The following is an 11,550-nucleotide window of genomic DNA, read 5'->3' on the forward strand; positions in this document are numbered from 1 at the left end:
CTGTTTTTTCGTAAAGACCTGCAAATACATATGGATGGAAAGTTATTTCTGGTACCTACACCGATAGGAAACCTGGAGGATATGACCTTTCGGGCAATCCGCATTTTGAAAGAATGCGATCTGATCCTGGCAGAAGATACCCGTACCAGTGCGCCAATGCTTAAACATTTTGGCATTGATAAAAAGGTGTACGCGCATCATCAACACAACGAACATAAAGCAACAGCAGAGATTATCCGTTTTTTACATGAAGGGCAAAAAATTGCATTAATCTCTGATGCAGGTACGCCAGCAATTTCTGATCCCGGTTTTTTTCTGGTTCGCGAAGCAATTAAACATGATGTTGCCGTAGAATGTTTACCTGGCGCAACAGCATTTGTACCGGCTTTAGTCAACTCTGGCTTGCCTTCTGATGCTTTTGTATTTGAGGGATTTTTACCGGTAAAAAAAGGAAGGCAAACCAAATTCAAGAAACTGGCAGAGGAAGACAGAACGATAATTCTTTATGAAAGCCCGCATCGTTTGCTGAAAACTTTAGAAGAATTTGCACAGTATCTGGGTGAAGACCGCCACGCATCGGTGAGCCGCGAACTGACGAAGATGTTTGAAGAAACCGTTAGAGGAACACTTGCAGAGATAAAATCACACTTTGAAAACAATACTTTAAAAGGAGAATTTGTAATTTGCATTGCAGGAAAACCTGCAGGTAAAAGCAAAAACAAATATCCTGAAGCTGAATAACCTTAGATTTAAAATTATGATTAGCATAGATAGATTTTTAAGTGACGAACAAGACCCAAAAGCCGTAGAAAAGGTCATTGGCAAATTGAACGATCTTTTAACCAATGGCGAAGAACTTTTATACCTCGCCGTACAAAAAAAACCTGCCGTAAATTTGTTGCCAGATAGTATTGCCATTTCTAATAAACGCATATTTTACTGCGAACCGGGCAATCTGGGTTTAACCATGAATTTTAAAGACATCTCCTGGAAAAACATTAAGGAAGTTTCTTTTAAAGAAGAATTTTTTGGTTCTAAATTTATTTGCGTACCACAGCAAGGCGAAAATATTGTTACCGAATTTATACCGAAGGTACAAGCTCGTAAATTACACCAGGCTGCAAATCAGCAATTGGAAGAATATAAGGAAATGTTGCGCCAGCAAAAACTGGAAGAAAACCGTGCAACAGCCTCGCCAATTAATTTAAACGCACAGGCTATTGAAGATATTCCGCATGTTGAAGTAAAAGCAGCACCAGAACCAATTCAGCTTGCGCCTATTGTAGAAGAAGAACCAGAAGACGAAACCACGCTTAAACTGCGTAAACTAAAAACGCTTTACGATAAACACCTCATTACTCAAGAAGAGTATGAATCAAAAAAAGCAGCCATTTTAGACAGTTTGTAAACGCCAATAATTGTTATGGATCTGGCTAAAAACCAATCCATAACAATCCCTTCCTAAAAATGAAATCCAAACAAACTTACCTTCTCGCTTTAAGCAGCGCTATAATGCTTTGGCTGGCATGGCCGCCTATTCACTTTACTACGCCTTTACTTCTTATCGCACTGGTTCCTTTGTTAATTGCTGTTGATGAAATCAGCAAAAACCCGTTAAAGACTAAAAGAGGAAAACACATTTTTTTACATGCCGGGTTAACATTTTTGCTTTGGAATACGGCGTCCATTTATTGGGTTTATAATGCAATAAGTGCGTACAATGGTGCAGCAGTTGCCTTGCCCGTTTCTCTTATTCCTTACGGACTTGGTTCATTCTTAATGACGGCTGCTTTCTGGATGTATTATCGTTTAAGCAGATATGCAAAACCTAAAATTGCCTACTTAGGATTAATTTCATTTTATATCGCACTGGAATATCTTCAACAAACCTGGGATCTTGCTTTCCCTTGGATGACACTTGGCAACGGACTCGCAGGTATGCACCAATTGGCACAGTGGTATGATCATACTGGTGTTTATGGTGGTTCTTTATGGATTCTACTGAGTAATATTCTCGCTTTCGAAGCATATAAAGCCATAAAACTAAAAACCGGTTATCCGAAATACAGAACGATTGGTATCTGGCTACTCGCCGTAATTATACCTGCCGGAATTTCACTTACCAAATATTACACGCTAGAGCAAAAAGGTACCGTATCTAATGTGGTTGTGGTACAACCCAATATTGATCCTTATCTGAAACTTGAAGATATTCCCCCGGCAGATCAAATTAAGATTTTAACCAAATTATCCGATTCTTTAGGTCAGCCGAATACAGAATATTTCATCTGGCCAGAAACTGCAATTCCGAGTTATGAAGATGAAGACAAAATTAGGCAAAGTACAAACTTTATCGCTTTGCAAAATTTTCTAAGCAAGTACAAAAACGGTTCATTGATCACTGGAATTGAAAGTGTAAAAATCTATCAAACACGGAAAACACCTTCGGCAAAGTTTGTTGAAGGACGAGATTTCTATTACGATAATTTTAATTCTGCCATGCAAGTAGAAAATTCTGCAAACGTACAGTTTTACCATAAATCGAAATTGGTACCTGGCGTGGAAAAAATGCCATTTCCACAGATTTTTTCTTTTCTGGATGGCATTTTTGCGCAACTCGGCGGAACCGTTGGTGGCTGGGGCTGGCAAGATGAACCCAGCGTTTTATATGCTCAAAGTGGAATTGGTGCCGCACCTGTTGTCTGTTATGAAAGTTTATGGGGCGATTGGATAGGCAAACAAGTTAAACAAGGCGCTCAATTCATTGCCATCATCACAAATGATGGTTGGTGGGGAAATACCTCTGGAAAAGACCAGCATGAAATGTATGCCCGGTTACGCGCTATAGAAACCCGCAGAGATGTTGCCCGTTCTGCCAACACCGGAATTTCTTGTTTTATAAACCAGCGTGGAGACATTACACAACATACAGAATGGTGGACCAGAACGGCCTTAAAAGCAGATATTCATTTGAATGACGAAATTACTTTTTATGTAAAAAGTGGCGACATTATTGCGCGGATCTTGTGTCTCTCTGCACTCTTATTGGCATTGATTATTCCATATCACAAATGGTTTAAAAAACGAAATACGCTGTCTAAAGCTCATTAATTTCTAAGAAAATCATCGCCACGCATGCATGCTACAGTAAAAAATCTCCGTTGGTCTGTTCTTCTGTTAATACTTACGTTAAATTTTGGTTGCGACCAGCTATCTAAAAATATTGTTCGCCGGAATATTTCGGAATATGAACACATCACTATAATTAAGGATCGGTTTACATTGACCAAAGTAGAAAATAGTGGCGCATTTTTAAGCCTGGGCGACGAGTTGCCTTACTTTTTCCGCATGATTGTGTTAAGTGGTCTTCCCCTGCTATTTCTCGGTTATGGCCTTTATTACCTGTTCTCGAAACGTAATTTGCCAATCGCCATGCAAATCGCTTTGTGCTTTTTGATTGGCGGCGGAATTGGAAATTTATACGATCGGATTTTACATGGATCAGTAACCGATTTTATGCATATGGATTTCTATTTTTTCCAAACAGGCGTATTCAATTTTGCAGACATTTCCATTATGATTGGCATTGGAATTTTGCTGTTAAAATCTTTAAAAAACAACACAAAACAGTTTACAGCAGAAAAAAACTCTTGAATGTGGTAAACGGCTTTTTACGTAGGCATAAACTTCATTTGTGGATAACAAAGAATGACTGGGAAAAAACAAACATTCAATTATCTTTATTGTTAAATAAAACGCAAACAAAAAATAGAATCACTATGAAAAGAAATGCAACAGCCGTATGGCAAGGTACCGTTAAAGAAGGTAATGGAAACCTGACAACGCAAAGTACCACATTAAACAACACACAATATTCATTTAACTCTCGTTTCGCTGAAGGTGTTGGTACCAATCCTGAAGAATTGATTGCTGCAGCACATGCGGGATGTTTTACCATGAAACTTTCTGCAAACCTTACTGAAGCTGGTTTTACAGCAGATAAGTTAGAAACCAAATGTGAAATTAATCTTGACCCTTCTAAAGGTGAAATTGTAGAATCGCATTTAACCTTAACAGCAAGTGTTCCGGATCTGACTCAGGAAAAATTTGATGAATTGGTTGCAGATGCAGAAAAAAATTGCCCGATCTCAAAATTACTAAACACAAAAATTACTGTTGATGCAACTTTAGCATAAGCTTATTATTTTTAAAAAAAAGTCCATTCTGAATTGAGAATGGACTTTTTTAATTTTAAGCCATGTATTTCCCCACAATTGGCATTCGCCTGCCCATGCCAAAAGCTTTCGGAGAAACTCTTAAAATTGGCGGCGTTTGATAGCGTTTAAATTCTGCTACGTTCACCATTTTAAGTATCCGCTGTACCAAAGCAGCATCAAAACCTTGAGCAATAATTGCTTTAGAACCTTGCTTCAGTTCAATGTGCTGATAGAGAATTTCGTCCAGAATATCATACTCAGGCAATGAGTCAGAATCTTTTTGATCCGGACGCAATTCTGCTGACGGTGGTTTTACAATCGTATTTACCGGAATTACCTCTTTGTCTTTATTGATGTATTTAGCCAAAGCAAAAACCTGAGTTTTGTACACATCGCCAATTACACCAATTGCGCCACACATATCTCCGTAAAGTGTGCCATAACCAACAGCACATTCGCTTTTGTTAGAAGTATTGAGCAAAATATAACCAAATTTATTGCTCATGGCCATTACAATTGTACCACGGGTACGTGCCTGGATATTTTCTTCTGTAAGATTGAAAGGCAAACCTTTAAATGCTGGTGCAAGAACAGTATCAAATGCCGCAGCAACATCTTTAATCGGGATAATTTCATGCATACATCCAATGTTGTTCACCAAATCGATCGCATCTTGCACGGAATGGTCAGAAGAAAACTTAGAAGGCATCAGTACCGCCATAACATTTTCTGCGCCAAGCGCTCTGCACGCCAGCGCACAAACTACAGCAGAATCAATACCGCCAGATAAACCCAAAACTGCTTTACTAAATCCAGATTTTTTAAAGTAATCCCGAATGCCAAGAATCAGCGCATCATGTATCTGTTCGATATCTGTTAATCTATCTGCTTTAGGTTGTTTGTTCTTTACATGTACAACTTCATTAAGATCAAAAACCTGTAAATCCTCCTCAAAATATTTCATTTCTGCTTTCACTTCGCCATCGGCATCAAAAACGAGTGAACCTCCATCAAAAATAATTTCAGTTTGTGCACCAACCTGGTTTACATAAAACACCGGGAGTTGATATTTCTTTGCATTTGCTGAAAGTACTTGTATCCGTTCATCATCATGTGTATAAGAAAATGGCGAAGCCGCAATATTGATCATTAAATCTGGCTGCTCCAAAATAAGTTCATCCATCGGATTAGACACATACAAAGGATTGTCGTTGATATTCCAAAGATCTTCGCAAATGGTTAAAGCTATTTTTTTTCCTTTAAATTCAATACAACCGAACGAAGTTGCTGGTTCAAAGTATCTGTACTCATCAAATACGTCGTAAGTTGGCAAAAGTGCTTTCTTTGCAATGGCTTTCACTTTTCCGTTTTCGATAAAGTAAGCTGCATTGAAGAGATCTTTTCCCTGGAGGACTTCATTGCGAATCGGAAGTCCAACAATGCATGCAATATCTGCACAATTTTCAGCGATTTCCTGAGCAGCTTTTTCGCAAAGCGAGATAAATTCGTCAAATTCCAAAAAATCGCGTGGCGGATATCCGCAAATGGCCAGCTCGGCAAAAACCACCAGATCTGCTCCGGCATCTTTAGCCTTTTTAATATGGGCTACAATCTTTTCGGTGTTGGCTTCAAAATTCCCGATGTGGTAATTGAGTTGAGCTAAAGCTATTTTCATATTCAGATGAGATAAATATTTTTAGAAAAAGACACCAAAATTAAGCGCAAAAAAGTGGTTTTTGGCACTTCTTCCGCTGTCTTTAACTATATTGGTAAAACCGTTATTTAGTGTAATACCAGCAACAATAGAAGTATTTCCGGCAACATCAAACTCACAACCCCCGCCAATAATTAAACCAGCACGATAGAATTTGCTGTAATCATAAACATTCTGATCAGAGGCAACTTCAAAGCCATTGCTTACTGCATCTTGTTTTGCGCTGATGTTGATATCATTTGATAAACCAAATTGGCCATACCAGCGGCGGCCATCCATCTTAATGGTTTTAAGTTTTACTGTAAGTGGAATCTCAATATATTGCATTTTATATTTCAAATCATACGCTGCAGGATCTGAAATACCGGCAGAGTAAGGTGAAACATTAACCTCAGTGCTTTTGCCATTAATTGTTGTGATGGTTAGTGCGGTAGAGAAACTGTAGTTTGGCGCGAAATTAAAATCGCCCATAATTCCGTAAGAAAAACCCAGCGCTACACCATCAGTTTTACCTTGATCGGGTTTAATCCAGCCAATTGTTGGCGTAGCCGTTAAACCTAAGCGGAAACCATAATTGGTTAGGGGAGAATTTTGCGCCCAGGCACCAAGCGTTATAAAAGATAAAATTAGGATCGTCGTTATTTTTCTCATGTTCTATAATATTTCACAGTTTTACTTGCCATAGAAAGGGCTTAAAATTTTGTTTGATACGATGTATGAACAAAAACATTTTTATCTAGTTTTGTTGTACATGGTCTATAACGTAAAACAGAGGCAAATTTATCTATTTTTTCTTGTTGCGATTGCATTTATTTCCTGCAAAAGGAATACGCGACCCGATGTATCGAACATCAACCTAAGCATTAAAATAGAACGCTTTGATAAACAGCTATTTGAAGGAAAAAACAAAAATCCAGATCAAACAGATGCCGTATTAAAACAGCAATATGGTTTGTTTTATGACGATTTTATGCACAAGATGGTTGGAAGTCCGGAGTATGCTGACCGTGACATTCTGAATACGCTTTATCAGGATCAGGCGTATACAGATTTAACGAAAGAAGTTGATAGCGTATTCCCAAGCCTTACAGAACAGGAAGCCGGATTAACCGAGACTTTTAAGTATATAAAATACTATTATCCTAAAGCCAAAATTCCAAAAATGATTTCATTTGTATCGGGCTTTGCGTATCAGATGCCAGTTGGTGATCAATATCTGGGTATTGGTTTAGATATGTTTTTAGGAAAAGACAGCAAATTTTATCGGGCAATTGTAGAAAGTGTTCCGCTTTATTTATCCCGGAGGTTTACGCCCGAATATATTGTACCGAGAGTTGCAGAAACGTATGCACATGAAGAATTGTTTGCAGAACCAGATGGCAACCGCACTTTGCTGTCTAAAATGATATTTCAGGGAAAAATACTCTATTTCTTAGATCAGGTTTTGCCAGAAAACATTACGGATTCTGTAAAAATCGGTTATACAGCACAACAATTGAATTGGGCGCAGACTTTTGAAGGCGATATATGGGCATATTTTCTGGAAAATAATTTCCTCTTTGAAACCGATTACCAAAAGATTCAGGTATTTTTATCCGAAGGACCATTTACTCCAGGCTTGGGTGAAAAACGAGAATCGGCACCAAAACTGGGCATTTTTATGGGCTGGCAAATTGTTAAAAAATATATGGATGAGCATCCGGATATCAGCTTGCAACAACTTATGGCAGATCATGATGCACAGAAAATATTGAATCAATCAAAATATAAACCAAAACAGAAATAAATTTACGCTGTTGATTCTGAAAGATTATTAAGCATGAAAGTTGGCATTGTATTATCAGGTGGAGGAATCCGTGGAATTGCGCACTTAGGCGTTCTTAAAGCGTTTAGCAATTTGGGCATTACCTTTAGCCACATTAGTGGTACAAGTGCGGGAGCAATTGCAGGTTCTTTTTTCGCTGCCGGAATTGATCCGGAGGAAGGTTTAAATATTTTTCTGCGCACAAAACTTTGGAAGTTTGTGCGGCCGGCTGTAGGTTCTCTTGGTTTAATCAATATCGAAAATACCTCCAACATCCTTAAAGAATACTTTCCGGAAGATCGAATAGAAAAGCTTAAAATTCCGCTTACCATAGCAGCTGTTAATTTTAGCGAAGGCAAACTTACTTATTTTACAGAAGGTCCGCTCATCAGGGCAATCCATGCATCCAGTTGTATTCCTGGCATTTTCCGTCCGATTATGATTGATGGCCAAATGTACGTAGATGGTGGTATTTTAAATAATTTTCCGGTAGAACCCTTGATGGAAGAATGTGACTTCATTATCGGTTCGTCTTGCAACCATCTAAAACCCGTTGATAAAATTACCGGAATCACAAACTTGATGGGCAGAGCTGGTGTTATGTCTATTAATCACGATATGGAAAGAAAAGCCAAGTTCTGCAATGTATTAATTGAGCCCAAAGGTTTGGGTGCTATTAGTACATTTGATATGAAACGTGCTGAAGATATTTACTGGTTGGCACACGAAGAAGCCTTAATTACGATAAAAAATAACCCAACCATCAGAGAACTGATTAATCCGGCGTTGGGCTAATACCATTTTCCCGAATATTTTATTTCAATAATATGCTATACCAGATAGCCTGTTCTGTCTGAATTCGTGTTTATTTTTCAGGAGTTTTCCTACTCAATTACACTTTGCTAAGAAAAAAATCATTTTTTTCTTATGCTTCTCCTTCCCAAAAAAGCAACAATATTGAAAAATTGGCTTAAAACACCTGAAAACGCGTATTTTTTCCTTTAACAAAAAATCGACCTGCTCAAAAATTCACTAAAAAGACGACTTAATACTACATTTTGCAATTATACTAATTCGTTTTACTTAAATTTAATAATACAATTAAATAAAATATTTAATACAATTAACTTGTTTAATAACAGACAAAAAGATATTTTCGAATTGTGTTTGGCATTTGCCTAAGCTATGTATGAGTTGTCTAACTCTATACTTTATTTGAATTACCGCTCTCAAAATATACACCGATATTCTGATCAATTACCGGTACTAAAGCAAACTAATCAACTAACACTAAAATAAATTTAACTATGAAAATTACTAAACTAAACCTAGCTGTTGCCACGGCTCTGGCACTGAGTACAGTATTGTATTCTTGTAAAAAACAACAAGCTGATGAAACAGCTGTTCAGGATCAGCCTACGCTAAATGCAGTAAATCCGCTGGCGAGTGTACAAATTTGTACAGAAAGAACATTAGATGGCACAACCCCCAGAGGTGCGGTACTGGCCAGTAAAAAGTGGACTCCAGGAACAACTTTAAAGGTAAGCTTAAACGGAAGTACAGCTGCCATTCGCAATAAAGTGATCCAGTATGCAAAAGAGTGGGAAAAATACGCAAACATTAAATTTAACTTTGTAACCAACGATCGTACGGCAACTATCCGCGTGGGCTTTGTTGCCAATGATGGCTCTTGGTCTTATATTGGTAAAGATGCGAACTCCATTTCATCAAACAATACAACGATGAACTTTGGCTGGCTAACTGCTAGTACAGCAGATTCTGAATACAGCAGAGTAGTGATACATGAATTTGGCCACGCTTTAGGTATGATTCATGAGCATCAGCATCCGCTGGTTTCGATTCCGTGGGATAAACCTGCTGTGTATGCTTATTATGCTGCAGCACCAAACTATTGGAGTCAAGCCACTACTGACAATAATATTTTTGCGAAGTATAGCACCAGTCAAACCAATTACAGTGCTTATGATACCGCATCTATTATGCACTACTCTGTACCGAATGAGCTTACACTTGGTGATTATGAAGTTGGATGGAATACTGTACTTTCTCCAACAGATAAAACTTTCATTGCATCAGTTTATCCTTTCTAAATCAATACCACGATACGCATAGGAACCGAAGCATTCCTATGCGTATCTTATTCTAAAATTTCAGCCTTTGAAAAATTATTTTCTGATTCTATTACTTGTATTTGCAGCTCAGCTTGGTTTTGCGCAATCTCCTTCAGGCAAATGGAGTATTAAACCAGCTGTCGGATTTCAGACTACAAATTTTGATTGGTCTATTGCTGGAGATGCAAATGGTGGAAACCCAAATGTTTTATCAGAAGTTATTTGGCAAAACCTGAAAGGCATGCAATACGGACTCGATATCCAATATAAACTATCGGATAAATTTGGGATTAAAGCGGTTGCCCAATATGGCAATTTTGGAAAAGGTTCCGCAACCGATACGGATTATGCCGACGATAACCGCCAAAGACCTTTTTACGAAGATCAACTCAATTCAAATAAAGGCAATATTTTTAGCACAGGATTGCAGATCAACTATCGCCTTTGGCAATATAAAAATTTCAGCCTTACTCCGCTTCTTGGCATTTCTTATCTACATCAACGATATTACCTTTTGGCAAGCGAAAGCAATCCAAACTCTGCTGGCTTAAACTCTACTTACACCATTTCTAATCGGGGTTGGGATTTTGGTACTGAAATTGGATTTCGGGAAAAGCATTTCGCTTTATCGGCAACAGTAATTGGTGGCTTTTATACTTATGCCGCTACCGCAAGTTGGAACCTGATCCCAACTTTTGCACAACCGATAAGTTTTACACAAGATGCCAATTCTTTCCGCTTTGAAACCAAATTTAATTTATCTGTTCCGATCACATCAGATCTGAGTGCAGAATTGGACTATCGTATAAACAAGCTGAATACCAAAACAGGTGTAGACAGAACTTTCTATACAGATGCTCCGGGTGATGAAACGCAGTTTAATGGCGGAACACTCAGAAACAACAGCTTGCAGGTTGGATTAAATTTTCGTTTCTAGTTGCGTTGTAGCGCGATCAGACGTTCGCCATTTAACACCGGTATTGCATTACAGATATTTAATTGCAAACAAAAAACTACATCCTCTTCAATATTCAGTTGCGCAAGGCGATGGCTATGTGAAGATTTGTGCAGATACGCTCGAAGATCGTCTTTTGCCAATGCATACAAATCTTCCGCTGCAACGCTAGAATCATCAAAATGCTCAAAGCCTTTTCTCAATTTATTTACAACTGCACCAGCAAATAATGTATCTTCTAAATTGAACTGATCTTTCCATCCGGCACAAAGTAAAAGTACATCCCGATCCTGAGCGGCAAGATAATCGCATAAGGCATCAAGATTTAAAAAGGAACCAATTAAAACCTGAGCTGCACGTTTGTTGGCCAAGTGCAAGGCTTTTGTTCCATTTGTTGTAGTAAGTACCACAGTTTTTCCGCCAACTTTCTCTTGGGTATAAGAAAAAGGAGAATTTCCAAAATCATATCCTTCTACTACCTCTCCGTTGCGTTCTGCAGCCAATAAAAAACCCTTATCGGCATAAAGCAAGCAATCTTCTACATCTGCAACAGGAATAATCGCTTCTGCACCATTATCAATCCCGTAAGTGATAGAAGTAGTAGCCCTAAGAATATCAATTACAACGACTATACTTTTTTCAATATCGTAGAGATCTATTAATGCGGGCGTTAAGCAAACTTCAATTTTTTTTGACATGTATGGAGATATAGGTATTTAGTTGTGAGA

General features: G+C 38.1%; 12 protein-coding genes. 9 read left to right on the forward strand and 3 right to left on the reverse strand.

Annotated elements, in window-relative coordinates; translation table 11 throughout:
- The first annotated feature begins 30 nt into the window (after positions 1 to 30).
- The 5 genes from rsmI (at position 31) to ACJVDH_RS17770 (ending at position 4,196) form a co-directional block, all read left to right on the forward strand.
- Positions 31 to 741, forward strand: coding sequence for a 16S rRNA (cytidine(1402)-2'-O)-methyltransferase (gene rsmI / locus ACJVDH_RS17750; protein ID WP_443947634.1), 711 nt, complete (start codon positions 31 to 33; stop codon positions 739 to 741).
- A gap of 16 nt (positions 742 to 757) precedes the next feature.
- The gene (locus ACJVDH_RS17755; RefSeq protein ID WP_443944739.1) at positions 758 to 1,408 is read left to right on the forward strand and encodes a PH domain-containing protein; all 651 of its coding nucleotides are present in this window, start codon (positions 758 to 760) and stop codon (positions 1,406 to 1,408) included.
- A 59-nt stretch (positions 1,409 to 1,467) separates the two neighbouring features.
- Positions 1,468 to 3,111, forward strand: coding sequence for an apolipoprotein N-acyltransferase (gene lnt, locus ACJVDH_RS17760; protein WP_443944740.1), 1,644 nt, complete (start codon positions 1,468 to 1,470; stop codon positions 3,109 to 3,111).
- A gap of 24 nt (positions 3,112 to 3,135) precedes the next feature.
- Positions 3,136 to 3,654 carry a signal peptidase II gene (lspA, locus tag ACJVDH_RS17765; RefSeq protein ID WP_443944741.1) on the forward strand — a complete coding sequence of 173 codons (519 nt, stop codon included), beginning with the start codon at positions 3,136 to 3,138 and terminating at the stop codon, positions 3,652 to 3,654.
- A 125-nt stretch (positions 3,655 to 3,779) separates the two neighbouring features.
- On the forward strand, positions 3,780 to 4,196 hold the full coding sequence (locus ACJVDH_RS17770) for an OsmC family protein (RefSeq protein WP_443944742.1): 417 nt from the start codon (positions 3,780 to 3,782) through the stop codon (positions 4,194 to 4,196).
- Between the two features lie 55 nt (positions 4,197 to 4,251).
- On the opposite strand, the gene ACJVDH_RS17775 is transcribed toward ACJVDH_RS17770, so the two are convergent.
- Together ACJVDH_RS17775 and ACJVDH_RS17780 are read right to left on the reverse strand one after the other, a co-directional pair.
- A complete protein-coding gene (locus ACJVDH_RS17775; protein WP_443944743.1) occupies positions 4,252 to 5,892 on the reverse strand; it encodes an NAD+ synthase in 1,641 nt (546 codons plus the stop codon).
- Positions 5,893 to 5,913: 21 nt separating this feature from the next.
- Positions 5,914 to 6,582, reverse strand: coding sequence for a porin family protein (locus tag ACJVDH_RS17780; RefSeq protein WP_443944744.1), 669 nt, complete (start codon positions 6,580 to 6,582; stop codon positions 5,914 to 5,916).
- 100 nt (positions 6,583 to 6,682) lie between these two features.
- Between ACJVDH_RS17780 and gldB the strand changes: the two genes are divergently transcribed.
- From gldB to ACJVDH_RS17800, 4 genes are all read left to right on the forward strand, one after another.
- Entirely contained in the window at positions 6,683 to 7,717 is a 1,035-nt protein-coding gene (gene gldB, locus ACJVDH_RS17785; RefSeq protein ID WP_443947635.1) for a gliding motility lipoprotein GldB, read from the forward strand.
- A gap of 33 nt (positions 7,718 to 7,750) precedes the next feature.
- On the forward strand, positions 7,751 to 8,530 hold the full coding sequence (locus ACJVDH_RS17790; protein WP_443944745.1) for a patatin-like phospholipase family protein: 780 nt from the start codon (positions 7,751 to 7,753) through the stop codon (positions 8,528 to 8,530).
- 512 nt (positions 8,531 to 9,042) lie between these two features.
- Positions 9,043 to 9,846 carry a M12 family metallopeptidase gene (locus tag ACJVDH_RS17795; protein ID WP_443944746.1) on the forward strand — a complete coding sequence of 268 codons (804 nt, stop codon included), beginning with the start codon at positions 9,043 to 9,045 and terminating at the stop codon, positions 9,844 to 9,846.
- A gap of 67 nt (positions 9,847 to 9,913) precedes the next feature.
- Positions 9,914 to 10,804, forward strand: a complete 891-nt coding sequence (locus ACJVDH_RS17800; protein WP_443944747.1) for a hypothetical protein — start codon at positions 9,914 to 9,916, stop codon at positions 10,802 to 10,804.
- Here ACJVDH_RS17800 and ACJVDH_RS17805 read toward each other — a convergent pair.
- Positions 10,801 to 11,520 (reverse strand): 2-phosphosulfolactate phosphatase, encoded by a 720-nt coding sequence (locus tag ACJVDH_RS17805; protein ID WP_443944748.1) that lies wholly within the window; start codon positions 11,518 to 11,520, stop codon positions 10,801 to 10,803. The two genes, ACJVDH_RS17800 and ACJVDH_RS17805, sit on opposite strands and share 4 nt — an antisense overlap.
- Positions 11,521 to 11,550 lie beyond the last annotated feature (30 nt).

Origin of the sequence: Pedobacter terrestris (assembly GCF_052343045.1) — a bacterium.
Classification (GTDB): domain Bacteria; phylum Bacteroidota; class Bacteroidia; order Sphingobacteriales; family Sphingobacteriaceae; genus Pedobacter.

What these genes read in the sequence shown, in the direction of transcription:
- lspA (WP_443944741.1), top strand. Translation starts at nt 3,136, where the DNA reads ATGCATGCTACAGTAAAAAATCTCCGTTGGTCTGTTCTTCTGTTAATA.
- rsmI (WP_443947634.1), top strand. Translation starts at nt 31, where the DNA reads ATGGATGGAAAGTTATTTCTGGTACCTACACCGATAGGAAACCTGGAG.
- ACJVDH_RS17755 (WP_443944739.1), top strand. Translation starts at nt 758, where the DNA reads ATGATTAGCATAGATAGATTTTTAAGTGACGAACAAGACCCAAAAGCC.
- ACJVDH_RS17770 (WP_443944742.1), top strand. Translation starts at nt 3,780, where the DNA reads ATGAAAAGAAATGCAACAGCCGTATGGCAAGGTACCGTTAAAGAAGGT.
- ACJVDH_RS17780 (WP_443944744.1), bottom strand. Translation starts at nt 6,582, where the DNA reads ATGAGAAAAATAACGACGATCCTAATTTTATCTTTTATAACGCTTGGT.
- ACJVDH_RS17790 (WP_443944745.1), top strand. Translation starts at nt 7,751, where the DNA reads ATGAAAGTTGGCATTGTATTATCAGGTGGAGGAATCCGTGGAATTGCG.
- ACJVDH_RS17795 (WP_443944746.1), top strand. Translation starts at nt 9,043, where the DNA reads ATGAAAATTACTAAACTAAACCTAGCTGTTGCCACGGCTCTGGCACTG.
- gldB (WP_443947635.1), top strand. Translation starts at nt 6,683, where the DNA reads ATGGTCTATAACGTAAAACAGAGGCAAATTTATCTATTTTTTCTTGTT.
- ACJVDH_RS17805 (WP_443944748.1), bottom strand. Translation starts at nt 11,520, where the DNA reads ATGTCAAAAAAAATTGAAGTTTGCTTAACGCCCGCATTAATAGATCTC.
- lnt (WP_443944740.1), top strand. Translation starts at nt 1,468, where the DNA reads ATGAAATCCAAACAAACTTACCTTCTCGCTTTAAGCAGCGCTATAATG.
- ACJVDH_RS17775 (WP_443944743.1), bottom strand. Translation starts at nt 5,892, where the DNA reads ATGAAAATAGCTTTAGCTCAACTCAATTACCACATCGGGAATTTTGAA.